The sequence below is a fragment of the Pseudomonas sp. TE3552 genome (genome assembly GCF_056278945.1).
This window is the reverse complement of record NZ_JBWBQJ010000001.1, coordinates 3,367,120-3,389,339: the sequence shown is the minus strand read 5'-3', so window position 1 is coordinate 3,389,339 and position 22,220 is coordinate 3,367,120. Positions and strand designations below refer to the sequence as shown.

The window sequence follows — 22,220 nt, the reverse complement described above, 5'->3', positions numbered from 1 at the left end:
AGCCATGTTAAGTAGAACTGCCTCGGATCTGTATTGGATGTCGCGTTACCTGGAGCGGGCGGAAAACCTCGCACGGATGCTCGATGTCAGTTATTCGCTGTCACTGATGCCTCAGGACGGTCGTGGCGACGGCTTGCACGAACTCGCCATGCCGCTGCTGATCACCGGCACCCTCGACGATTATCTGGGGCGTCATGGTGAGTTGCATGCCGAACGGCTGCTGCATTTTTTCGCCCTGGATGCCGCCAACCCGGCGAGTATCTACAGCTGCCTCGGTGCCGCGCGAGCCAGCGCCCATGCGGTGCGTGGGCGAATCACCGCCGACATGTGGGAAAACATCAACGCTACCTGGCTGGAAATTCGCGGGATCGCCGAGCAGGGCTTGAGTCGCTACGGCATGAGCCGTTTCTGTGAGTGGATCAAGGAACGTTCCCACCTGTTCCGCGGCGCTTGCTACGGCACGATCATGCGTAACGACGCGTTCCGCTTCATTCGTCTGGGCACCTTTATCGAAAGGGCCGACAACACCTTGCGCCTGCTCGACGCCCGTTACGAAATGGCCGGCGATCAGGCCGAAGCGGTCAGCGACGGCACGGCCCACGCCTACTACCAGTGGAGCGCCTTGCTGCGGGCCTTGTCGTCGTTCGAGGCCTACACCGAGATCTATCGCGACGCCCCTGGCGCCCGGCATGTGGCCGAGTTGTTGCTGCTGCGCGCCGACGTGCCGCGATCCCTGCGGGCCTGCACCGAAGAAATCGACCAGATCCTCGCCAGCCTGTCGGGGGCCAACGGCCGTCCTGCCCAGCGTTTGGCGGCGGAGCTGGACGCACGCCTGCGCTACACCGGTATCAACGAAATCCTCGACGAAGGCCTGCACGCCTGGCTCACCGAGTTCATCCCGCTGGTACGCCAGTTGGGCAACGCCATACACAGTTCCTACCTGGAGGCTGCATGAGACTTTCCATTAGCCACGAAACCACCTATCGCTACGAAGATCAGGTGCGGGCGAGCATCCAGTACTTGCGACTGACTCCCCACGACAGCGAGCGCCAGCACGTACTCAGTTGGCAACTCGATCTGCCGCGCCCGGTGCGCGCGCAACTCGATCCGTTCGGCAACATTCTGCATGTGCTGACCCTGGACGAACCTCATGAGGCGATCATCATCGGCGCCCGTGGCCAGGTCGACATCGACGAACTGCGCGAAGCCGAGCACGAGAGTCAGTCGGCGCTGCCGTTCCTGCGTTTCACCCGGCTGACCGAAGCCGACGAAGCCCTGCGTGCATTTGCCGAGAAGGCGTGCAAACAACGGCGGGATCGCACGGCGCTGATCGATTTAATGCATGGCCTGAACCAGCACATGACCTACACGCCGGGCTCCACTGAAGTGGACACCAGCGCCGCGCAAGCCTTTGCCGGGCGTTCCGGGGTCTGTCAGGACCACACCCATGCATTTCTCGCCTGCGCCCGCAGCCTGGGGGTTCCGGCGCGCTATGTGTCGGGATATTTGTACAGCGAGAACAGCGAACACCTGGCCAGCCACGCCTGGGCTGAAGCCTGGCTGGATGACGCCTGGTACAGCTTCGACGTGACGAACGAATTGTCCCGCCCTGAGCGTCACCTGAAACTGGCCGTGGGCCTCGACTACCTTGATGCCTGCCCGGTGCGCGGCATGCGCCGTGGTGGTGGGGGAGAGCAGATGCATGCCAAGGTGTTTGTCTCGCCGACGCCAGCGCCTGTGATTTCGGTCCAACAGCAGTAGCAGCGATTCATTTGGCGAGGGAGCTTGCCTGTGGCGAGGGAGCTTGCTCCCGCTCGGCTGCGCAGCAGTCGCAATTCAGGCGAATGCGGTTTGCCTGACGGATCGCGTCGCCTGATTTGAGGGCCGCTTCGCGCCCCAGCGGGAGCAAGCTCCCTCGCCACAGGTGTGTGCTTACTTGGCCGAAGACACCTTGCGTCCCGCCATGTGCTTCAAATACCCCACCAGCAACTCCAGATCCCCCTCCGGCAAAACCGCCGTCGAGAACGCGGGCATCTTCGCCTGCGGCCACTGGCGCAAGCTCTGCGGATCGCGAATGTAACGCTTGAGGAAATCCGCGCCGAAGTATTCGGTCGGGTTGAACGGAATATTCAGGTCCGGCCCGAACTGCGCATCCCCGGCGCCATTGAGTCGATGACACGCCAGGCAGTTCTTCTGAAACAGTGCAAAGCCCTTGTTCACCGGATCGTCCGCCTTCAGCGCAGGATCGGGCAACAGGGCAGGGAAGCGCTCGGCCACCGGGGCCATACGCTTGATGCTCGCCACTTCGAACGGCCATTGCTCGGGGCTGATGTTGCCCGCCTGTGGGTCGGTCCAGACCAGATAGAACGGCCCTGCACTGTGTTTGCCCTCCGACAATGGCGGCCACGGTTTGGCCGGATCTTCAATTGCCAGCCAAGCCTGCGCGCCCTTGGCATTGAGCAGCGGCGCGGCGGCCAGTTCGGCGGCAAAACCGTCCAGGGCAACGGCTTGCAGATGATCGTCAGGTTTTATGCCCGTCAATAACGCCGCCAACGGCACGGCGCGATAGCTCATGTCCTGTTTGTAGGAAACGTCGTTAGTGATCGTGATGGTCTGAACCTGAGGATGCTTGAGCAATTCCTCGGTCTGCCAGGTGCGAGAACTCGCGCCCAGCTCAAGATTCAGCTGTGCGGCAGACAGAGGCATGCTGAGCAGCAAGGCCCCAAACACAATGAGCGCTTTCAAATGATCGCCGTCCATGTCGTGGAAGTGCCGCAAAGGTTGGCACAGCCGCGCCGGCCCGAATAGCGAGCCAATCACATTTTTAATCAGGCGAAACGAAAACCCTGATGCTCGATCAGCCGATCACCTTGGTCAGGTTCGGCAAAATCAACAACAGCGTAGTGGCAAATAGAATGAGCCCGGCTTGACGTACTTTCGAATGTTTGAACATGGCTTGACCGCCTTTTTTGTTATTTCCTGATGCCTGCCTGCCTATATCCATGACGGCAGAGCGCTGCACTTCCCTGTAGGACGAGTGCCTCGGCAAAACCCGACGACAACTTCGTACAAGGTTTACCTTAGGGCCCGCGTCACGCTTGGTTTAGATCCATTTCGTATGGACCGATCACAAATTGCTGTTAAAAAAGTATGAGGCTTATGGCCAGCTACTTGGGCGCCCGTTGGCTAGACAGCTTGGTGACATGAATCGGTTAATCCGATAGCTGACTACCGTTCGTCTGAGCGTGACCGTCAACACCAATGAGCACTGTGGTCATTGAATCCATGGCTGCTCGGCATAAGGTGAAGCTTCTGCATTTACTCACCTGTACAGCGGTTCGAGGACGTCATGACCCAAGCTTTGATATTCGACGCGTTACGCACGCCCCGTGGCAAAGGCAAGGCCAATGGCGCCTTGCACAGCGTCAAGCCAGTGAACCTGGTGGCCGGGCTGCTGACGGCGTTGCAGCGGCGCACGTCCCTCGATACCAGTCAGGTCGATGACGTGGTGCTTGGCTGCGTGACGCCCATCGGCGATCAGGGTTCCGACATCGCCAAGACGGCCACACAGGTGGCCGACTGGGACGTCAGCGTGGCCGGTGTGCAGCTCAATCGCTTCTGCGCTTCGGGGCTGGAAGCGGTGAACCTGGGCGCAATGAAAGTGCGTTCCGGCTTCGAGGATCTGGTGGTGGTCGGTGGTGTCGAGTCGATGTCCCGCGTGCCCATGGGCAGCGATGGCGGGGCCTGGGCGCTGGACCCGGAAACCAACCTGCACAGCCATTTCACACCCCAGGGCGTGGGCGCCGACCTGATTGCCACGATTGAAGGCTTCAGCCGTCAGGATGTCGATACCTTCGCGTTGCACTCCCAGCGCAAGGCTGCGCGGGCGCGGGCGGATGGCTCGTTCAACAAGTCGCTGGTGCCGGTGCAGGACCAGAACGGCATCATCCTGCTCGATCACGATGAGTTCATTCGCGCCGATTCGACCCTGGAAGGCCTGGGCAAGCTCAAGCCGAGCTTCGAAATGATCGGGCAAATGGGCTTCGATGCCACGGCCCTGCGGGTTTACAGCCAGATAGAGCGAATCAACCACGTTCACACGCCGGGCAACAGCTCCGGAATCGTCGATGGCGCGGCGCTGATGCTGATCGGCTCCGAGGCAAAAGGCCGGGCGCTGGGCTTGCAGCCACGGGCGCGCATCGTCGCCACGGCGGTCACCAGCACTGACCCGACCATCATGCTCACCGGCCCGGCGCCGGCCACCCGCAAGGCGCTGGCCAAGGCCGGGCTGCGGATCGAAGACATCGACCTGTTCGAAGTCAACGAAGCGTTCGCCTCGGTCGTGCTCAAGTTCATCAAAGACATGGCCATCGACCCGGACAAGGTCAACGTCAACGGCGGTTCCATCGCCATGGGCCACCCACTCGGCGCCACTGGCTGCGCGATTCTCGGCACGCTGCTCGATGAACTGGAAACCCGGCGCCTGCGCTATGGCCTGGCGACATTGTGTGTCGGCGGCGGCATGGGCATTGCCACCATCATCGAACGCCTCTGAGCCTGACTTTAAGAAAATCCGACTCAAGGAAAATTGCCATGACCGAAGCCATCCGTTACGAAAAGGGCCAGGACCAGATCGTCGTCCTGACCATCGACATGCCGGGCCAGAGCGCCAACACCATGAACGCGGTCTACCGCGAGGCCATGGCCACCTGTGTTGCACGACTGGTCGCCGAAAAGGACACCATTGCCGGCGTGATCATTACCTCGGCCAAGAAGACCTTCTTTGCCGGCGGCGACCTCAATGAACTGATCAAGGTCGGCAAACCCGAAGCCAAAGCCTTTTACGACATGGTGCTGACCCTCAAAGGCCAGCTTCGCACCCTGGAAACCCTCGGCAAACCGGTGGTCGCCGCGATCAATGGGGCGGCGCTCGGCGGCGGTTGGGAAATCTGCCTGGCCTGCCATCACCGTGTGGCGCTGGACAATCCGTCGGTGCTGCTTGGCCTGCCGGAAGTCACCCTCGGCCTGTTGCCGGGCGGCGGCGGGGTGGTGCGCATGGTTCGCATGCTGGGCATTGAAAAAGCCCTGCCGTACTTGCTTGAAGGCAAGAAGATCCGGCCACAACAGGCGTTGCAGGCGAAACTGATCGATGAATTGGCAGCCGATCACGATGAGCTGATGGCCAAGGCGCGGGCGTGGATCGTCGCTCATCCAACCGCTGTGCAGCGTTGGGACGTGAAGGGTTATCAGATTCCCGGCGGCACGCCATCGGATCCGAAAGTCGCGCAGATACTGGCCATCACGCCGTCGATCCTGCGCAGCAAAACCCAGGGCTGCCTGCCTGCGCCGGAGAAAATCCTCTGCGCCGTCGTGGAAGGCGCCCAAGTGGACTTCGACACGGCGCACCTGATCGAAACCCGCTATTTCACTGAGCTGACCACCGGCCAGGTGTCGAAAAACCTCATCGGCACTTTCTGGTTCCAGCTCAATGAGATCAATGCCGGCGGCTCGCGCCCTCAAGGCATCGCGCCTTACGTGACGAAGAAAGTCGGCGTGCTGGGCGCCGGAATGATGGGCGCGAGTATCGCGTTTGTCAGCGCATCAGCCGGCATCGACGTGGTGCTCAAAGACATCAACCTCGCCGCGGCCGAAAAGGGCAAGGCCCATTCGGCGGCACTGCTGGACAAGAAGGTTGCGCGGGGCCAGCTGAGCCGGGAGCAGTGCGAGGGGATTCTGGCGCGGATCTGTACCACTGAAAACGATGCGGATCTGGACGGGTGCGACCTGATTATTGAAGCGGTGTTTGAAGACCGCGAACTGAAAGCCAAAGTCTCATCGGCCGCGCAAGCCATCGTTGGCCCGAATGCGGTGATCGCCTCCAACACCTCGACCTTGCCGATCAGTGGCCTGGCTACCGCCGTGCCGGACCAGACGAAATTCATCGGTCTGCATTTCTTCAGTCCTGTGGAGAAAATGCCGCTGGTGGAAATCATCAAGGGCGCCCATACCAGCGACGAAACCCTGGCTCGCGGTTTCGATTTCGTCCTGCAAATCAAGAAAACACCGATAGTGGTCAACGACAGTCGCGGCTTCTTCACTTCGCGAGTGTTCGGCACCTTCACCAACGAAGGCATCGCCATGCTCGGTGAAGGCGTGAGCGCGCCGATGATCGAGACCGAGGCGCGCAAGGCCGGCATGCCCGTCGGACCTCTGGCAATCTCCGACGAAGTTTCCCTCAGCCTCATGAGCCATATCCGCGAGCAAACCGCCAAAGACCTGCAAGCGGAAGGGAAGCGGCTGATTGAGCACCCGGCGTTCGCCGTGATTGACTTGCTGCTCAAGGAATACAAGCGTCCGGGCAAGGCCGCTGGAGGTGGCTTCTACGACTACCCGGCTGGAGGCCAAAAACATTTGTGGCCGGAGCTGAAAAACCGCTTCGAGAAGGCCGACGGACAGATTTCGCCGAAGGACGTGCGTGATCGGCTGCTGTTCGTGCAGGCCATCGAAACCGTGCGTTGTATGGAGGAGGGCGTGCTGACTTCGACGGCGGATGCCAACGTCGGCTCGATCTTCGGCATTGGCTTCGCCGCCTGGACCGGCGGCGCGCTGCAGTTCATCAACCAGTACGGCGTGAAAGACTTCGTCGCCCGCGCTCAGTACCTGGCCGAGCAATATGGCGAGCGCTTCACGCCACCTGCGCTGCTGCTGGAAAAAGCCGCCAAAGACGCATTGTTCTAAGGGACCGATGACGCCTTCCGGGGCTTGCCTTGCCACCGTGTTTCAAGGCAGGCTCTGGGGTGTGCATTATTCCCATCATGTGTCAGGTATTTTTTATGTCGTTACGCATCTGCATTCTGGAAACCGACATCCTGCGTCCGGAACTGGTCGATCAATATCAGGGTTACGGGCAGATGTTCCAGCGTCTGTTTTCGCAGCAACCCATCGCTGCCGAGTTCACCGTGTACAACGTGATGCAGGGCGATTATCCCAGCGATGATCAGATCTTTGATGCGTATCTGGTCACCGGCAGCAAGGCCGACTCCTTCGGTACCGACCCGTGGATTCAAACCCTCAAGACGTACCTGCTGAAACGCTATGAGCGCGGCGACAAACTACTGGGCGTGTGCTTCGGCCATCAACTGCTGGCGCTGCTGTTGGGCGGCAAGAGCGAGCGGGCGACCCAGGGCTGGGGAGTCGGCACCCACAAATACAAACTCGCGGCCAAGGCGCCGTGGATGAGCCCGGTGAGGGAAGAACTGACGTTGCTGATCAGCCACCAGGACCAGGTCACCGCGCTGCCGGAAAACGCGACCGTCATTGCCTCCAGCGATTTCTGCCCGTTTGCCGCATACCACATCAACGATCAAGTGCTGTGCTTCCAGGGACATCCGGAGTTCATTCACGATTACTCACGGGCGCTGCTGGATATTCGTCAGGAAGCGCTGGGTGAGCAGATTTATTCGAAAGGTATGGCGAGTCTTGAACACGAGCATCACGGCACTACCGTCGCAGAGTGGATGATGCGGTTTGTGGCGCACAAGCCTTAAAAGCTTCGCGGGCAAGCCTCGCTCCTACAGGTAATCGAAACCTGTAAGGAGCGAGGCTTGCCCGCGAATTTCGCAGACGCCTCGGTCCTGACTACAACCACCCAGACTTTTTGAAACTCGCCCACAAACCGACGCACCCAACGGTAATAAACCCCAACACTGCGAAATACCCGTAATGCCAAGTCAACTCTGGCATGTCCTCGAAGTTCATTCCGTAAATCCCCGCTATCGCCGTCGGAAACGCCAGAATCGCAGCCCACGCCGCGAACTTGCGCTGTACCACGCTCTGGCGTGACGCCTCCAGCAACACCCCGACCTCGATGGTCTGGCTGGCAATGTCCGCCAGGGTCGTCAGGTCTTCCATCTGCCGCGTGACATGAATCTGCACGTCGCGGAAATACGGACGCATATTCTTGTCGATGAACGGAAAGCTCAGTTTTTGGAGTTCTTCACCGATCTCCACCATCGGTGCCGCAAACCGGCGCAAGCGCAATACATCGCGGCGAAGGCCGTGGAGTTTCTGGATATCGCGCTCGTTCAGTGAACCGCAGAGGACATTGCTCTCCAGCTCATCGATCTCGGCATGAATCGCTTCGCCCATCGGCTGGTAGTTTTCAATCACGAAATCGAGGATGGCATAGAGTACGAAATCTTCCCCGTGCTCCAGCAACAGCGGCCGCGCCTCACAACGTTGTCGGACATACGCGTAGGACGCTGAATGACCGTTACGCGCAGTAATGATGTAACCCTTGCCGGCGAAGATATGAGTCTCGATGAACTCCAGTTTTCCTTCATTGCGGATCGGCGAATACGTGACGATAAACAACGCATCGCCGAACGTTTCCAGCTTCGGTCGGCTGTGTTTTTCCAGGGCGTCTTCGATGGCCAATTCGTGCAGGTTGAATTGGCGTTGCAGGTTGAACAGTTCCTGGGCGTTCGGTTCTTCGAGGCCGATCCAGACAAAGTGGCCAGGTTTGGCAGCCCAGGCAGCGCCTTCGTCGAGCGTGATGTTGGTGACCTTCTTACCGGCACTGTAAACCGCAGCAGCAACGACTCTACCCATGATTTTGGTTCACTTCTTATTAGCGCTTTTTATCAGCAAGAATGCAGTGGCAAGCAGGGTTCAGCTTAACCTTGTCTACTGCTTGAGAGTCAGCAAAGTCTGCAGAGTTCGCAGGCAAAAGAAAACCCGCACAGGGCGGGTTTCTTTTCAGGCGGCTTGCAGTTGCCGATCCATGGAGTCGATGCACTCGCGCATCTGCTCGCGGCACTGGGCGATCAACATGGGCATGTCATCCAGGCTCAGTCCAGCCGTAGGAATCGCCGGCAGCGAACGGATCAGAATTTTCCCACTGCGCCAGCGGTTCAATCGCATCTGCTTGACGTAACTGCTGACACATACCGGGACAATTGGTACCCCGGCGGCAATCGCCATCTGGAACGCGCCTTTCTTGAACGGCAACAGCTCTTCGCCCAGATTGCGGGTGCCCTCGGGGAAAACCCAGATCGAGGTGTCTTCATGCTGCAAGGTGTGCGTGGTGGTCAGCATCGACTGGCGTGCCTTGTGCGCGTTGCCACGGTCGATCAACACATTGCCAGCCAGCCAGAACAACTGCCCGAACAGCGGCACCCACTTCAGGCTCTTCTTGCCAATGCACACGGTGCGGCGGGGTACCACGTTGCCGAACACAAACAGGTCGTAGTTGGACTGGTGGTTGGCGATGATCACGCAGCTATCGGGTTTGTCCATCAACGGCCCGACATCGGCTTTCACCCGTAAACGCAAAATACACATCGCCGGCCATGCGTACAGGCGCGCGCATAAACGGCTGTTGTCCGGATTGAACGGCCGACACAGACCGAGAATCACCCCGAGCACACCGGCCAGGATAAAGTGCAAGCCCATCAATAACATACGAAACACAAACAGCATTTAAAGGGCCCACCGGGACAAAAGGTGGCGCAGTGTACGGATGTGCACTGTTTTCGGCAATTGCCCCTATAGAAGTGGGAGATGGCCGATGTTTGAGCACATGTTTCCGACTTATGGGTCAGATGCGGTCTAGAGCGGTTGTAAGGTTTTAAACCAAACACCCAAGAAAAAGCCCGACACGACGGTCGGGCTTTTCGCAGCAGTGCATTCGGGCTTAACCCATATGCTCCTGATCCAGGATGATCGCGTTGTCCAGCGTCTCCAGTAGCGCCTTGCGCACTTTCAGCTTGGTGTTCTTGTGGGCGGTCATGTTGAGCTTCTTCAACTGACGAGCCGCCGCCAGCGCCGTGCCTTGCAGCTCTTCGGCCGACACCACCACATCGAGGAAACCGGCATCCACAGCACTCTGCGGATTGAACATCTCGGCATTGATCACCGCGCGATGAAACGCCGACTTGCGCAGACGATCACGGGCCAACTCGATACCGGCGTGGTGCATGGTCATGCCGATCTGCACTTCATTCAGGCCAATGCTGAACGGGCCATCGACACCAATGCGGTAGTCTGCCGACAACAAAATAAACGCGCCCTTGGCCACCGCATGCCCAGGACAGGCCACGACCACCGGGAACGGGTGCGACAGCAGACGACGAGCCAGGGTCGAACCGGCAGCCACCAGCGCTCTGGCCTCGTTAGGGCCGGCCGTCATCACCTTCAAGTCATAACCACCCGAAAAAATCCCCGGCTGACTGGTAATGATCACCACCGCCCGATCCGCCACCGCCCGATCCAGCGCCGCGTTAAACGCAACAATCACGTCCGGAGAAATGGCGTTGACCTTGCCGTTGCTCAAGGTCAGGGTCGCGATACCGTCTTCGAGATGGTAGGAAATCAACTCACTCATGACGCTATTCCTTCAAATAAAGTAGGGCAGACGTTACCCACCGCGGTAGGCCAGGTAAAGCGCCGTGACTGACCACCCGGTCACCCTTTTCCCCGCCCGGCAAGCGTTGCCGGCCGCGCCAGCCGCGCATTCCCCTCTATATAGAAGAGGGCGCGAAGCCAGAGATTGGCGGGTTTGCCATAGCGCGACACCCACCGGAACGACTAAATCGCTAACCACATGAAAATTCTGCAAAAAAAATTTGCCATCAGAAAAGCTTTCGACTACATTAGCGCGCCTCGACAGACAGAACATTGTTTGACGAGATACGGTGAAGTGTCCGAGTGGCTTAAGGAGCACGCCTGGAAAGTGTGTATACAGGAAACTGTATCGAGAGTTCGAATCTCTCCTTCACCGCCAAATTTAGTAAACGCAAACCCCTGATTTTCCTAGAGAAAGTCGGGGGTTTGTGGTTTCTGGCGCCTGAAAAAGGGCCATATGGGAACAAAATGGGAACACGGCCAGCATTTTTGAGGTTTTTCGCAACCCCCTCATACAATCGAAATTGGCCTACGCTGCTCATTTCCACGGAGGAGTCATGATTCCAATTCAGACCTGCTGCCTTCCCTGTGAACGGCCGGGTTTTCGGGTATTTGTCCCCTAGCATGGAGCAGTGATGTTGATTAAGGATATCGATCTGCTGGAGCAGGTCATGGACCGCTATTCCACTTGTCTTGGCAGTGATCTCACCGGTTACAGAAACCACGTTTATCGGCTCATCAATCTGTGCTGCCTGCTATCGCCATTGGAAACTTCGCAAGTCGAGAAGGTTGTCATCGCCGGTGCTTTTCATGATCTGGGTATATGGACAGCGAATACTTTCGATTACCTGCCCGCATCTCGGCAACTGGCAGAAGCGTTTCTGACCGAGCGAGATCAAAAAGAATGGGGAAATGATGTCGCCCGGATGATTGATGATCATCACAAGATCAGCGCTTCGTCGGCCAATCCCCATCACTTGGCTGAAATCTTTCGTCGAGCCGATTGGATCGATGTGTCCTTGGGTTTGATTACATTCGGGCTGGACCGCACCAGCCTTCGGGAAATCCGCTCGACGTTTCCCAATGCCGGCTTTCACCGCCGCCTGGTAGCGTTGTCCGTCAAGCGGATGCTAACCCATCCCTTAGATCCGTTGCCGATGTTGAAACGCTAGAGCCTTGAGTATCGTGAGTCCTCTATGCGTCGAAAGTAGCTGCAGGTTCGAATCTCTCCTTCACCGCCAAATTCAGTAAACGCAAACCCCTGATTTTCCGGATCATGTTCTCTACTCCCGTGGTCAGCAACTGGCTGGCATAGATATGTCGGCAGTGGCCAGATCCTGTAGAGAAGTCAGGAGTTTTGTGGTTTCTGCGTCCTCAGAAAATCATAGGTTGTGCTAGGGAAAAAATTTCTCTAGCATCGCTCTATGGCTACCCTTCATAGCGAACGAAACTGGAAAATAAAAATCTATCCCGACGACCATGCGCCGCCGCACTTCCATGTGCAGACGCCAGATGGGGAGTCGTTGGTCCAGATAGAAGGGCTCGTTGTTTTAGGCAAAGGCGCCGAAACCAAAGCCTTGAAAGCAGCCCTGCTTTGGGCAAGAACACATACCGCTGATCTTTGGCGTGTATGGAACGAGCAAAACCGGAGGAACTGACTCATGACCAGCAAGCTTCGCATTTCTGCTGTGCAACCAGTTGCCGGCAAACATGCCCTTAACGTCGAGTGGAGCAACGGTAAGCGGCATACCGTTGATGTCACCGAACACATCAAAACCTTTCCTGCGCTCAAGCCATTACAGGATTTGGCGCTGTTCAGCCAGGTCGCGGTAGGCGAGTGGGGATTCGATGTGACATGGGGGGATGATCTCGAACTCGCCGCTACTACGTTGCATCGGCTAGCTTTGGAGCAATCCGGAGAGGTCATGCCTACCAGTGATTTCAAACGCTGGATGTTGAGCAACAATCTTTCGCTGTCGGCGGCAGCTGTTGAATTGGGGTTTACTCGGCGAACCATTACTGCCTATAGCAGTGGGAAGGCGTTGATACCCAAGCATGTGGGGCTAGCGTGTAAGGGATGGGAGTATGAGCATAAAGGACGCCGCACGAGCTGCGTCTAGATTTGGGTAGCGACTGGAGAACCTCTCCGTGCATCCAACCGCCGCCCAATCATATACAACACATCACACCCATCCCAAAGCGGAATAGCACAAAGCAATGCGAAGTCGCTAAGGATTACCGAGTCGCTGGCAATATCACCGTGCATCGCGAGATTTTCCAGGACTTGAGTGACGGCTCTGATTCGATAGCCAGTTGCGTCGAGCCGGATGTGCAGAGGTTTGGTGGTATCGACTAACAGGGTGGGTTGGTCGTCGGCGTTGCAAGCTCAACGGATATGGGGGCTTTTTGTTGGTTCATCACCTGGCTACCTAGGAATAATGCGTGCCTCTATGAAAAAGGAAATCTCATGATTACCACCACAACCCACACCATCGAAGGCCGGCAAATCACCGCCTACCTGGACATCGTCAGCGCCGAGTCGGTGCAGGGCGTTAACGTGATCCGCGACATGTTCGCCGGGATGCGGGATTTTTTTGGTGGGCGTTCTCAGACGTTGGAGCGGGCATTGAAGGATGCGCGAATTCAGGCGACCGACGAGATCAAGGAACGGGCGCGGGCGCTTCAGGCGGATGCGGTGGTGGGGCTTGATTATGAGATCAGCATGCCGGCCGGCAAGGGTGGGATGGTGGTGGTGTTTGTGACCGGGACGGCGGTCAAGCTGAGGTAGGACGCTGCGCTGGCCATTCGTCGGGCATGTAACGATCTGAATCACAAGTCTGAGAATGACCGGCTAGTCTCAAAATCCTGGGTGGTTGATATTTTCAGGCAAAAGGGCTTGCCGGTATCGACCCGTTTTGAGAGGAGCGAAGATATGGCTGAGCCGTATATCGAAGACGACGGGGCAGAGTTTCCAATCAATGATTGTGTGCAGTGTGGTCAGACGGACTATGTGCCGAGCTTCGGCGAAGACCGTATCAAAATCAACAAAATCAAATCTGCAGTGCCTAGAACTCGAGGGCCGAAATCGAAATTTATGCCCAAGCTGGGGGCGCCTTCCAGGAAGTAAATCGATAACAGCACGAACCCCGCCATTGAGCGGGGTTTCTTGTTTCTGAAGGGCAGGAACGTGGCTCGGTGGCTATGCCGAGAAATGTCCTACAACTTTGCGAGCGTTGGTGTTTTTTTCACAAACTTTTCACACCGGCCTACGTAGGCTCAACTCATCCGTTAGAAAGCAGTACCCTGGCCCGTCTCCCCAGCGGGCTTTTTTTTGTCTGTCATAAAACCTTTCGCATAAACGCTGTCCAACCGTCGCCAATGGCGAGGTTGTTCCGGTTTTGTGTCTGGACTTTACCTGCGCTAAAGCATTCAATCTCCGGCCTTTCCGTTCTCCTTTTTTTGAGGTTCTTGTGATGCGTTTAACACTGCCTGCTCTGGTTCTGGGCCTTTTGGTAGCTCAAGGTGCGATGGCTGCCGGTGACGGTACTGCTGCGCTCGGTGGTGGTCTGGGTGGTGCGTTGGGTAATGTGGTCGGCCAGAAAATGGGCGGCAGCACCGGTGCCGCGATTGGCGCTGGCGTAGCGGGCGCAGCCGGCAGCGCAGTTGCCGCACGCAAAGGCAGCCGCACCAAAGCGGCCATCGGCGGCGGTGTTGGCGCAGCGGGCGGTTCGATAATCGGCAACAGCCTGGGCGGCAAGACTGGTTCCACCATCGGCGCAGGCCTGGGTGGCGCATTGGGCGGCGGCGTGGGCAGCAACCTGTCCAAAAAGGGTCATTGATCCTGATGGTCAGCTGAAAAAGCCCGGCTTACATGCCGGGCTTTTTCGTTTGGGAACATTTCTCCTACCCGTGGCTCAAATCTCATACAGTCGGTATTGGTTTGCTGTACAACAGACCCAGATGCAGGCTGATGCCTATCCGCGGCATGTTCTTCCCCCAATGCGGAAATTAGAGGTTCATATCATGCGTATGACTTTGTCCACGGTGGTTTTAGGACTTTTAATCGCTCAGGGCGCAATGGCCGCCGGCAACGGCGACGCTGCAGTCGGTGGTGGTCTTGGCGGTGTGTTGGGTAACGTGGTTGGCGGGCAACTGGGCGGCAGCACCGGGGCTGCGGTGGGCGCAGGCGTCGGCGGTGCGGCAGGCAGTGCAGTCGGTGCGCGTAAGGGCAGTCGCACAGAAGCGGCCGTCGGCGGTGGTCTCGGCGCGGCGGGCGGTTCGGTGATCGGCAACAGCCTGGGCGGCTCCACGGGTTCGGCTATTGGTGCTGGCGTGGGCGGCGCAGCCGGTGGCGCGGTTGGCAGCAACATGGGTGATGACCGCGGCAGTTCACATTCCGGTGGCGGCTACTACAAACACAAGCATAAAAATAAGTACAAGCATCGCTAACTCGATATCGAGTTAAAGTAAAACCCGGCCGAGTGCCGGGTTTTTCGTTTCTGTCGATAGGGCTCTGGAACGATTGGCCGTAGGACCTCTCGAACTTTATAGACACCCTGAACGTTGTGAGGCATGCCATGACTCCGGAAACCGAAGACAAGGAAGAAGAAGGCCCGATCAACGATCCCGGCAACGAAGATCCGGGATCGTTGATGGACGACGCCACGGTGCCGCTCAACGATGCCGATGACGCGGGCGACGTGGGCAACCTGGAGAATGATGAGTATGACGAGGAAGACGACGAGTGATTTTGCGGTCGGGCCGACCTCGATCCCTCTGATCGAACCGCGTCTATCGTGTTGTCCTCGAAAGGTCAGGATCTGCTTTTCAGGTCCAATGAGAGGTGCGTTATGAACGCCGATCCGAAAGACTCCGATATCGACGATACCCCCGAATATCCGCTGCCTTCGCCCACCAATTCCCTGCGCCGCGACCAGCGCCCGCCCGACGATGACGACACCGCTGTGGAGCAAGTACCGGACGATGATGTGAAGCGCGGTAATGTGGAGGCCGAGCCGGAAGACCCGGACATCGCCGGTGATGACGCCTCGGGCGAACCGAGCTGAAACCTGTGTGGTGGTGCATCGCAGATTGTCGATTGAGCGACACCTTTAAAAACGATCACTGCCAGAGATCAGGTAATGCACTCTTTAAAGGAGACGCACCATGATCAGGTCAAAATGGAAGGTGCTGACGATGGTCGGCTTATTGTCGATCAGTTCATTGACGGCGTTTGCTGAATCTACCGGTCGCGATGCGCCGGTCGACAAGGGCGGGATGCCGCCTTATTCGGAAATGAATGCGGGTACCTCGGACGGGAAGGCGCTGCCAACGGACGCTATGGGTGGTGGGAATGGTGGCGATGCGAATGGGAGTAGCACTAACCCGGGGGAGGGAAGCGGGTTGATGAAAAAAGGTGGAGGTTCGATGGGGAGTGGTTCTGGAAGTGGGTCTGGAGGATCAGTTGGTTCAGGGAGTGGTGGGACGGATAGGACCGATGGTGACACTGGAGGTTAAGGTTCCTTAAGCTAATTTAGCCCGGACGTGAGCCGGGCTTTTGATGATTAGATTTTTTCTGATTCAATCCAGCATCTGTAGAAAGATCGCTGTTCATTTGGATCGTTTGTTAGGTTGTTCTCATCATAATCAAAAATATAGACTACATCGGTGAGCGACGGCGCTTTACCCAATGTCAACTCATATGCTTTCAATCCAAGAGACATTTGTGATGACATGCTGGAGGGATGTACGTTGACTTTTGATCCCTTGCAGAGAAATTGTATGTTGGGGTTGTCCTCTCTGACACGTGCGAAGCATCTATAAAAGTCACTGTCCGAATATTTTTTGTTAAAGCCATTCTTCATTGTGAAAGTCATGGTTATTTCTTTGTTGTCGCATATAAGGCTGGCGACTTCCTTTGTGCCGTCAATGCTTATGGTTATTTCGACCTTTGATGTCATTTTTTTATTATCCTGTACGGATTTGGTATGGAGTAGCCGAGTTCTCGGCCGTCATCTATGATTAGCGTGGCGCCAAGTACGTCGACATTCTCTATACGGTTAGCTATGGCTATCTCTTTTTCTGGTCCGAAAAGATAGGCTTGTCCAAGCTCTTTTTGTAAGTCATACCCATCTATTTTTTGAAGAGTGTAGAGGTAACCTACTTTTGTGTGATATCCAGTAGCGAAAAGCTTGCCAACATCTCGCGACGGTGATGTGCTGATAAAATTACTGGGTGGATTTTCACTGTCTATAGAGTGGAGCAATAAATCATTGCTTTTTCCTTTGCTTTTAAAACCATTTTGAAATACATCATCAGGCTCTCGCTCGTCCCCCCGATATAAGTAATCCTCTTCTCTTTTAGGGGAGGGAGTTTTTGGCTCCCCCTCATCAACCCCAACCTTACCCGCCGGATCCTCATCCCCAAACGACGGCTTCTTACACCCATCCCCCCCAGGGCACTCACTCAACCCCAGTGGATCAACCCAACCCGCCGGATTGCGCGTGTACTGATAGCCGTTTAACCCGCCCGCCAGCTTGCTCGGATCCGGCGTCAGATACCGCCCGACATCCGGATTGTAGTAGCGATGCCGGTTGTAATGCAGGCCGGTTTCCGCGTCGAAGTACTGCCCTTGAAAGCGTAGCGGCTGATCGAGGACCTGGTGGGTGTCGCGGTGGAGGCGGGTGAGGCGGCCATAGGCGGTGTATCGGGCGGCCCAGATGATGTCGCCGCTGTAGTCGGTGAGTTCTTGCGGCGTGCCGAGGTGGTCGAGTTGGTAGTAGAACGGGCAGGCCTGGCGCGGGCCTTTGCCGTCGAGCATGGCCAGTGGGCGGAAGCTGCCCGGTTCGTAGACGTAGCTGCGATGGTGATCCTGGCTGTGTTCGGCGACGAGGTGGTCGCCCTGCCAGAAGAATTCAGTGGTTTTGCCGTCGACGGTTTTACTGATGCGGCGGCCGAAGGCGTCGTAGCGATAACTCACGCAACGACCATCCGGCAGGGTGACACCGATCAGTCGATGCTGGCTGTCATAGCGGTAGTCAGTGATGAGTTTTTGCGCGGTGCCGCGGCGTTCGCGGATCAGGTTGCCGAAGGCGTCGTAGTCAAAGTGGCAGTCGCCCTGCATCAACAGGCGATTGCCTTTGACGGTGCTCGGGCCTGGACGATCCTGCATCAGCAGATTGCCGGCCGGGTCGTGGGCGAAGCTTTCCGGTGGCTGGTCGCGAGAGTGGCGCACACGGATCAGTCGATCGAGCGCGTCGTACTGGTAGCTGCACTGGCCATGGCGGGTGTCGGCAATATGCTCGAGATTGCCGTTGAGGCCGTAGACATAGTCGCGACGGTACAGCGCTTGTTGCTGTTGGCTGACAGCGTGAACTTTCAGCCGGCCCAGGTCGTCGTAGGCATATTCGCTGGTGAGCTGACCTTGTTGGCGTTGCTGTTCACGGCCAAATGCAAACTGGTGGCTAGTGAGTCGTGCGCCGTTGAGGTCGATACCCGTCAGGGCGCCGCCCTTGGCGTGGTGATAATCGAGTTTGCTGTTGTCCGGCAGGCGCAGGCGGTTGAGTCGGCCGCAAGCGTCGTAGCGATAACGCAAGGTGCCCCAGCCCTGGTGCTCGGTGATCAGCCGATCCTGGGCGTCGTATTCGAATTCCAGCGGATGGTCGTGGCCATCGTCGATGCTGATCAGTCGGCCGAGGCGGTCGTAGCGGTATTGGACCTTGATGCCATCGGGCAAGGTTTTGGTCAGCAATCGCCCGGCTGAGTCGCGTTGATAAGCGGTGACCCGTTGCGAGCCGTCATCGCCGAACTCGGTTTTCTCCAGCAGATGGCCATTGAGGTCGTAGGCATACGCCGTGCGGCGGCCGTCGAATCCGGTTTCCTGTCGGATCAGCCCGTTGGGTGTGTAGTCCAGCTGATATTTTTCACCGGATTCATTTTCGATCTCGGTCAGGCGCAATTGCGCATTGTCGTAGTGATAACGCAATTGCGTACCGTCGGGATTGATCCGGCGGCTGACCAGGTGCAGATCGTCGGCATACTCGTAGCGCGTGATGCGACCCAGTTCGTCGCGTTCGGCGGTGATCTTGCCGTAGGCGTTGTAGCTGAAGGCGCGGCTGGCGCCGGTAGGGAAAGTCGTCTGAGTCAGGCGGCCAGCCGGGTCCCACTGGTATCGGGTAACCGCACCGTGTTCATCCTGACGGGTCAGCTGCCGCCCCAGCACGTCGTAGGAAAAGCGCCGCTGACCACCGTTCGGCAATGTTTCTTCGAGCAGTTGCCCCAGTCCGTTCCGCACGAAGACATGCCGACTGGTGTCCGGATAGCGGATCGACAGCAGCCGTCCTTGAGCATCGTGGTGGTAATGGGTGACCTGGCCGTCAGGATCAGTGGCCTCGGTGACGTCGCCCTGAGCATTGCGCTGGTATTTCCACACCGCTTTGCCGCGATAGCGGGCATGCAGGAAACCGTTGCGGTATTCGTAGGACGTTGGCTCGTCTTCCGGCGGAATCAGCGTCACCAACCGTCCGACTTCGTCATAACGGTATTCGGTAACGGCTCCCAACGGATCCTGCTCGGCAATCAGCCGACCGTTGTCGTCGTAAGCCTTGAGCTGTTCGCCGCCATCCAGTTCGACCCGGCGCACCAATCGCGCCCGCTCGTCGTGGACGTAAACTTCTTCGCTGCCATCGATGTTCCTGACCGTGACGCTGCCCTGGTCATCCCAGGCGTAGCGCGTATCCATCTGCGAGAACGACGCCCAATGCCGGACGCAGCGCGCCGCCTTGCCAGACCTTTCCCATTCCCAGAAGTAACTTGCGCCACCGGCCAGTTGCCACTGCAGGATCACGTGCCGGTCGTCGTAGTCGTAGCGCTCACTTTCGCCGGCGGCGTTGGTCGTTTCGATCAAACGTTGGCGGGCGTCGTAGCGATAGAAAACCAGCGTCTGCTCTGTATGCCAGGCTTTATCCGGGGTATCGCCGGGGTGAAATGACTGGTATTCGACGGCGACGAGGTGCCGGCGCTCGTAGCGCAACAGCAGCGAACGACCCGCACCGTTATCGAGGCGTTGAATACGATCCTGACGGTCACGGCTGATGTGAAGCCGGTTGTTGTAGGCATCGCTGATCGCCGTCAAGCGACCCTCTCGAAAGTGATAGAACCGGCTCGCCTCGCCGGCCAACGCGAGAATCAACTCCTCTGGTTCATTCCCGAGGTAAATCGCCGCCCGCGACAGGCTGTTATGAATCGCCGGGCGCTCGACGCTCGGCAGCGGAAACGTGGTGCGACGGTTTTCGTGGTCGATCCAGACGACCTGTTCATCGTCCAGCTCCAATCGATGCGCCAGCGAATGACTCCAGCCCCAGCCCAGCCCGCAATCGATCTCCACCGCGCTGGTGCGGTACAACCGGGTGAAGGCAAATGGCAATAGGCCATCCAGCGAACCGTCGGTGAGGGTCAGCAGTTCTTCGCCGGTGACCATCGACACCGGGCAGCCGTTGGTACAGGTCAGCGCCGCGCAATCGGCGCTGTCGCCGTTGGAGTTTTTCGCCTGACTCGATGCATCGTCGTGAGGTTCGTGACGGCCCAGCCGGGTCATGGCTTCGGATTTGTCACGAGCGATGGCAACCGGATTGTTCACCTGCACAACCGGTGAATCGCCAGTGCTGATCAGTAACGGAACGGTCGGTGCAGGTCTCAGCGATGCATTCCGCGCGTTGACCGCCAGCGGTTTGAGTGTGCCAGCGTGGGCTGTCAGGTCGGATCTGGTCGTCAGTTCGGCCAGGCGCAAACTGGCTGCCGCCAACCACTGTCGAGCCCGCTGGGACTCGATCTTGTCCAGTACTTTGGCGCTGATGCCAAGCTTCAAGCCTGCAGGGCCTGTGAGGCGTACCAGCAGGAAACTGATCAATAGTTCTGTACGAATTTGCGCCACGACTTCGGCGATGTACTGCGGCGGCAACATCCTCAGCCAACTGGTGAAAGCCGCGAGATGGATGAACATCAACGGCTCATCGCTCAACATCAGCAACACATTGGCGATGGCTTCAGCCGATGCATTCAGCAGCGTCTCAAGTTCGCCCTGGGTCAGGTATTCAAGGAGTTTTTCGCTGTTGCCTTGCAGGTCTGCCAGCAGGGCGTAGACCTGCTTCACGTCATCCCACAAACCCTGCAGCGAACGCTCGAAGCCGCGCCAGTCGGCCTGTTGCAGCATGCCGTAGCGCCGGGTGAACTCTGCCTCGGAAAACCCTGCCCATAACGGCTGGAATTCGCTCGTCCATTCATGGTGCAACCAGCCTTCCAGCTCGCCGATCACACCTTGATAGGAGGCGTAGAGCGCTTTGACGTGTTCAGTGGAAACATCGGGAAAGAAGGTAATGCGATAGCGCTGGCCGCGCCAGCATTCGGGGATTTCGAGGATGCCGCTGGGACCGAATGGTTTTGTGGACGGGCTCGCCGAACGTCAGTTCGCCATTACGCTGTGAGATAACCGGTTCGAGCGTCACCGGCGTATCACCGATCGGTACGAAACGCGCGGCTTCAAACATATGAACCAGGGTCAACGGACCACTGGCAGGGCACGTGGCGAGTGTCGAACTGACAGGAGCGGTGGAGTCCTTCGGCGCGCTGAGCCGGACGTCGTTGCCGACCTTGAACACCTGCTCGACATTCAGTGCCCCAGCGGTCCAGAAATTTTCCGCCCAGGCCTCGTAGTTATTGAGGCAGAGTCGAAAATCAGCGAGCAACGCTTCGACATTCGGCTGTTCGGGGTTCATGGCGGCGACCACCAGCAAGCCGATGGCGTTGTTCAAGGCCAGGACCTTGTCGGGTTCGAACATTCGCAGTCCCTCGCGCTGATCAATTTGGAACGCGAGACTTTGCGCGGGATCAACGAGGAAAGAAGTCGGGAAAGGAGGTGTTTGGTGTAGGGAAAATCGCTAAATCATCGCGGGCACCTCGACACAGGTTTTTGTACCGGCCAGGCATTGCCCGTTGCTCTCTGCCAACTGCGCTCGCTATGCTGCTGAACCCTTTAATCCATCACGGACCGGCGGTGTCTGAGCCGCTTTCGGGATGGCATGAGAAAACGGATCAGATGCGATGAATGCACCCTTGGATGAGTTCGGCCCGATCAAGGCCGTGATTTTCGATATGGACGGCTTGCTGCTGGACACCGAGGGCATTTACACCGAGGTCACGTCCATCATTGCCGAGCGTTACGGCCGGACTTTCGACTGGAGCGTCAAACAGAACATCATCGGCCGTGGCGCGGGTGATCTGGCGCGCTATGTGGTCCAGGCACTGGACTTGCCGATCACGGCCGAAGAGTTTCTGGTGATTCGCGAACCCTTGATGCGCGAGCGTTTTCCGACAGCGCTGGCGATGCCCGGTGCAGAAGAACTGGTTCGGCACTTGAAGGCCAATAACATTCCTATCGCGGTGGGCACCAGTTCATCGCGTCAATCGTTCGGCGAGAAAACCACCTTGCACCGTGAGTGGTTCGCGCTGTTCGACTTCATCGTCACCGCTGACGACCCGGAAGTGGGGGCGGCTAAACCGGCACCGGATATTTTTCTGACGGCGGCACGGCGCCTGGGTGTCGCGCCCCAGGATTGCCTGGTGTTCGAGGATTCGCCGTTCGGCGTCACGGCGGCGAAAGCGGCGGGGATGACGGCGATTGCGATTCCGGATGCGGCGATGGCCGACGAAAAGTACGCACACGCCGATGGCATTCTTCGTACGCTTAAGGCGTTCAGGCCCAGCGCGTGTGGCTTGCCGGCGCTCGAGTGGGCTTGACCCCCGATAGTCCCGGGCACAAA

21 protein-coding genes, 1 tRNA gene and 1 pseudogene are annotated in these 22,220 nt (G+C 57.9%); 16 read left to right on the top strand and 7 right to left on the bottom strand.

Features of this window, described 5'->3' with window-relative positions; genetic code table 11:
* The first annotated feature begins 4 nt into the window (after positions 1-4).
* Both ACZ9BB_RS15085 and ACZ9BB_RS15080 read left to right on the top strand, forming a co-directional pair.
* A complete protein-coding gene (locus ACZ9BB_RS15085; protein ID WP_476214447.1) occupies positions 5-955 on the top strand; it encodes an alpha-E domain-containing protein in 951 nt (316 codons plus the stop codon).
* Positions 952-1,761 carry a transglutaminase family protein gene (locus tag ACZ9BB_RS15080; protein ID WP_476214446.1) on the top strand — a complete coding sequence of 270 codons (810 nt, stop codon included), beginning with the start codon at positions 952-954 and terminating at the stop codon, positions 1,759-1,761. Before ACZ9BB_RS15085 ends, ACZ9BB_RS15080 begins: the two co-directional genes overlap by 4 nt.
* Positions 1,762-1,932: 171 nt before the next feature.
* Here ACZ9BB_RS15080 and ACZ9BB_RS15075 read toward each other — a convergent pair whose 3' ends face one another.
* Positions 1,933-2,760, bottom strand: a complete 828-nt coding sequence (locus ACZ9BB_RS15075; protein WP_476218318.1) for a c-type cytochrome — start codon at positions 2,758-2,760, stop codon at positions 1,933-1,935.
* A gap of 589 nt (positions 2,761-3,349) precedes the next feature.
* On the opposite strand from ACZ9BB_RS15075, the gene ACZ9BB_RS15070 reads away from it, so the two are divergent.
* The 3 genes from ACZ9BB_RS15070 to ACZ9BB_RS15060 all read left to right on the top strand — a co-directional run bounded on the left by ACZ9BB_RS15070 (position 3,350) and on the right by ACZ9BB_RS15060 (position 7,547).
* Positions 3,350-4,555 (top strand): acetyl-CoA C-acetyltransferase, encoded by a 1,206-nt coding sequence (locus tag ACZ9BB_RS15070; protein ID WP_476214445.1) that lies wholly within the window; start codon positions 3,350-3,352, stop codon positions 4,553-4,555.
* Positions 4,556-4,593: 38 nt separating this feature from the next.
* Complete coding sequence (locus tag ACZ9BB_RS15065) at positions 4,594-6,738, top strand: 3-hydroxyacyl-CoA dehydrogenase NAD-binding domain-containing protein (protein ID WP_476214444.1); 2,145 nt, start codon at positions 4,594-4,596, stop codon at positions 6,736-6,738.
* A 95-nt stretch (positions 6,739-6,833) separates the two neighbouring features.
* Positions 6,834-7,547, top strand: a complete 714-nt coding sequence (locus tag ACZ9BB_RS15060) for an amidotransferase (RefSeq protein ID WP_476214443.1) — start codon at positions 6,834-6,836, stop codon at positions 7,545-7,547.
* Between the two features lie 91 nt (positions 7,548-7,638).
* Here ACZ9BB_RS15060 and ACZ9BB_RS15055 read toward each other — a convergent pair whose 3' ends face one another.
* From ACZ9BB_RS15055 to ACZ9BB_RS15045, 3 genes are all read right to left on the bottom strand, one after another.
* A complete protein-coding gene (locus ACZ9BB_RS15055) occupies positions 7,639-8,610 on the bottom strand; it encodes a magnesium and cobalt transport protein CorA (RefSeq protein ID WP_476214442.1) in 972 nt (323 codons plus the stop codon).
* Positions 8,611-8,757: 147 nt separating this feature from the next.
* On the bottom strand, positions 8,758-9,480 hold the full coding sequence (locus ACZ9BB_RS15050; protein ID WP_476214441.1) for a 1-acylglycerol-3-phosphate O-acyltransferase: 723 nt from the start codon (positions 9,478-9,480) through the stop codon (positions 8,758-8,760).
* Between the two features lie 214 nt (positions 9,481-9,694).
* Entirely contained in the window at positions 9,695-10,384 is a 690-nt protein-coding gene (locus tag ACZ9BB_RS15045) for a crotonase/enoyl-CoA hydratase family protein (protein WP_476214440.1), read from the bottom strand.
* Positions 10,385-10,693: 309 nt separating this feature from the next.
* On the opposite strand from ACZ9BB_RS15045, the gene ACZ9BB_RS15040 reads away from it, so the two are divergent.
* The 4 genes from ACZ9BB_RS15040 to ACZ9BB_RS15025 all read left to right on the top strand — a co-directional run bounded on the left by ACZ9BB_RS15040 (position 10,694) and on the right by ACZ9BB_RS15025 (position 12,524).
* A tRNA-Ser gene (locus ACZ9BB_RS15040) sits at positions 10,694-10,783 on the top strand.
* A gap of 256 nt (positions 10,784-11,039) precedes the next feature.
* The gene (locus tag ACZ9BB_RS15035) at positions 11,040-11,576 is read left to right on the top strand and encodes an HD domain-containing protein (RefSeq protein WP_476214439.1); all 537 of its coding nucleotides are present in this window, start codon (positions 11,040-11,042) and stop codon (positions 11,574-11,576) included.
* 252 nt (positions 11,577-11,828) lie between these two features.
* Positions 11,829-12,062 carry a DUF4160 domain-containing protein gene (locus ACZ9BB_RS15030; protein ID WP_476214438.1) on the top strand — a complete coding sequence of 78 codons (234 nt, stop codon included), beginning with the start codon at positions 11,829-11,831 and terminating at the stop codon, positions 12,060-12,062.
* 3 nt (positions 12,063-12,065) lie between these two features.
* Positions 12,066-12,524, top strand: coding sequence for a DUF2442 domain-containing protein (locus tag ACZ9BB_RS15025; RefSeq protein ID WP_476214437.1), 459 nt, complete (start codon positions 12,066-12,068; stop codon positions 12,522-12,524).
* Here the strand turns inward: ACZ9BB_RS15025 and ACZ9BB_RS15020 are convergent.
* Positions 12,521-12,763: a short-chain dehydrogenase gene (locus ACZ9BB_RS15020; protein ID WP_476218317.1), complete on the bottom strand. Its 243-nt coding sequence runs from the start codon at positions 12,761-12,763 to the stop codon at positions 12,521-12,523. The two genes, ACZ9BB_RS15025 and ACZ9BB_RS15020, sit on opposite strands and share 4 nt — an antisense overlap.
* Positions 12,764-12,871: 108 nt before the next feature.
* Between ACZ9BB_RS15020 and ACZ9BB_RS15015 the strand changes: the two genes are divergently transcribed.
* The 6 genes from ACZ9BB_RS15015 to ACZ9BB_RS14990 all read left to right on the top strand — a co-directional run bounded on the left by ACZ9BB_RS15015 (position 12,872) and on the right by ACZ9BB_RS14990 (position 15,470).
* On the top strand, positions 12,872-13,192 hold the full coding sequence (locus ACZ9BB_RS15015; RefSeq protein ID WP_105339643.1) for a YbjQ family protein: 321 nt from the start codon (positions 12,872-12,874) through the stop codon (positions 13,190-13,192).
* Between the two features lie 144 nt (positions 13,193-13,336).
* Positions 13,337-13,531 carry a hypothetical protein gene (locus tag ACZ9BB_RS15010; protein ID WP_007940781.1) on the top strand — a complete coding sequence of 65 codons (195 nt, stop codon included), beginning with the start codon at positions 13,337-13,339 and terminating at the stop codon, positions 13,529-13,531.
* A gap of 346 nt (positions 13,532-13,877) precedes the next feature.
* Complete coding sequence (locus ACZ9BB_RS15005) at positions 13,878-14,243, top strand: glycine zipper domain-containing protein (RefSeq protein ID WP_007940778.1); 366 nt, start codon at positions 13,878-13,880, stop codon at positions 14,241-14,243.
* 184 nt (positions 14,244-14,427) lie between these two features.
* Positions 14,428-14,853 (top strand): glycine zipper domain-containing protein, encoded by a 426-nt coding sequence (locus ACZ9BB_RS15000; protein ID WP_476214436.1) that lies wholly within the window; start codon positions 14,428-14,430, stop codon positions 14,851-14,853.
* A 128-nt stretch (positions 14,854-14,981) separates the two neighbouring features.
* Entirely contained in the window at positions 14,982-15,152 is a 171-nt protein-coding gene (locus ACZ9BB_RS14995) for a hypothetical protein (RefSeq protein WP_007940775.1), read from the top strand.
* A 102-nt stretch (positions 15,153-15,254) separates the two neighbouring features.
* Positions 15,255-15,470, top strand: a complete 216-nt coding sequence (locus tag ACZ9BB_RS14990) for a hypothetical protein (RefSeq protein WP_476214435.1) — start codon at positions 15,255-15,257, stop codon at positions 15,468-15,470.
* Positions 15,471-15,968: 498 nt separating this feature from the next.
* Here the strand turns inward: ACZ9BB_RS14990 and ACZ9BB_RS14985 are convergent, their stop codons facing one another.
* Positions 15,969-16,364, bottom strand: a complete 396-nt coding sequence (locus ACZ9BB_RS14985) for a PH domain-containing protein (RefSeq protein ID WP_476214434.1) — start codon at positions 16,362-16,364, stop codon at positions 15,969-15,971.
* Positions 16,361-21,239: pseudogene (locus tag ACZ9BB_RS14980) on the bottom strand (RHS repeat-associated core domain-containing protein). The gene ACZ9BB_RS14985 and the pseudogene ACZ9BB_RS14980 overlap by 4 nt, the downstream one beginning before the upstream one ends.
* Positions 21,240-21,501: 262 nt before the next feature.
* Here ACZ9BB_RS14980 and ACZ9BB_RS14975 point away from each other — a divergent pair.
* Positions 21,502-22,197: an HAD-IA family hydrolase gene (locus ACZ9BB_RS14975; protein WP_476214433.1), complete on the top strand. Its 696-nt coding sequence runs from the start codon at positions 21,502-21,504 to the stop codon at positions 22,195-22,197.
* Positions 22,198-22,220: the final 23 nt, after the last annotated feature.

Excerpts from the sequence above, each read along its gene's own strand:
- ACZ9BB_RS15085 (WP_476214447.1), top strand. The coding sequence starts at position 5 with ATGTTAAGTAGAACTGCCTCGGATCTGTATTGGATGTCGCGTTACCTG.
- ACZ9BB_RS15080 (WP_476214446.1), top strand. The coding sequence starts at position 952 with ATGAGACTTTCCATTAGCCACGAAACCACCTATCGCTACGAAGATCAG.
- ACZ9BB_RS15075 (WP_476218318.1), bottom strand. The coding sequence starts at position 2,760 with ATGGACGGCGATCATTTGAAAGCGCTCATTGTGTTTGGGGCCTTGCTG.
- ACZ9BB_RS15070 (WP_476214445.1), top strand. The coding sequence starts at position 3,350 with ATGACCCAAGCTTTGATATTCGACGCGTTACGCACGCCCCGTGGCAAA.
- ACZ9BB_RS15065 (WP_476214444.1), top strand. The coding sequence starts at position 4,594 with ATGACCGAAGCCATCCGTTACGAAAAGGGCCAGGACCAGATCGTCGTC.
- ACZ9BB_RS15060 (WP_476214443.1), top strand. The coding sequence starts at position 6,834 with ATGTCGTTACGCATCTGCATTCTGGAAACCGACATCCTGCGTCCGGAA.
- ACZ9BB_RS15055 (WP_476214442.1), bottom strand. The coding sequence starts at position 8,610 with ATGGGTAGAGTCGTTGCTGCTGCGGTTTACAGTGCCGGTAAGAAGGTC.
- ACZ9BB_RS15050 (WP_476214441.1), bottom strand. The coding sequence starts at position 9,480 with ATGCTGTTTGTGTTTCGTATGTTATTGATGGGCTTGCACTTTATCCTG.
- ACZ9BB_RS15045 (WP_476214440.1), bottom strand. The coding sequence starts at position 10,384 with ATGAGTGAGTTGATTTCCTACCATCTCGAAGACGGTATCGCGACCCTG.
- ACZ9BB_RS15035 (WP_476214439.1), top strand. The coding sequence starts at position 11,040 with ATGTTGATTAAGGATATCGATCTGCTGGAGCAGGTCATGGACCGCTAT.
- ACZ9BB_RS15030 (WP_476214438.1), top strand. The coding sequence starts at position 11,829 with ATGGCTACCCTTCATAGCGAACGAAACTGGAAAATAAAAATCTATCCC.
- ACZ9BB_RS15025 (WP_476214437.1), top strand. The coding sequence starts at position 12,066 with ATGACCAGCAAGCTTCGCATTTCTGCTGTGCAACCAGTTGCCGGCAAA.
- ACZ9BB_RS15015 (WP_105339643.1), top strand. The coding sequence starts at position 12,872 with ATGATTACCACCACAACCCACACCATCGAAGGCCGGCAAATCACCGCC.
- ACZ9BB_RS15010 (WP_007940781.1), top strand. The coding sequence starts at position 13,337 with ATGGCTGAGCCGTATATCGAAGACGACGGGGCAGAGTTTCCAATCAAT.
- ACZ9BB_RS15005 (WP_007940778.1), top strand. The coding sequence starts at position 13,878 with ATGCGTTTAACACTGCCTGCTCTGGTTCTGGGCCTTTTGGTAGCTCAA.
- ACZ9BB_RS15000 (WP_476214436.1), top strand. The coding sequence starts at position 14,428 with ATGCGTATGACTTTGTCCACGGTGGTTTTAGGACTTTTAATCGCTCAG.
- ACZ9BB_RS14995 (WP_007940775.1), top strand. The coding sequence starts at position 14,982 with ATGACTCCGGAAACCGAAGACAAGGAAGAAGAAGGCCCGATCAACGAT.
- ACZ9BB_RS14990 (WP_476214435.1), top strand. The coding sequence starts at position 15,255 with ATGAACGCCGATCCGAAAGACTCCGATATCGACGATACCCCCGAATAT.
- ACZ9BB_RS14985 (WP_476214434.1), bottom strand. The coding sequence starts at position 16,364 with ATGACATCAAAGGTCGAAATAACCATAAGCATTGACGGCACAAAGGAA.
- ACZ9BB_RS14975 (WP_476214433.1), top strand. The coding sequence starts at position 21,502 with ATGAATGCACCCTTGGATGAGTTCGGCCCGATCAAGGCCGTGATTTTC.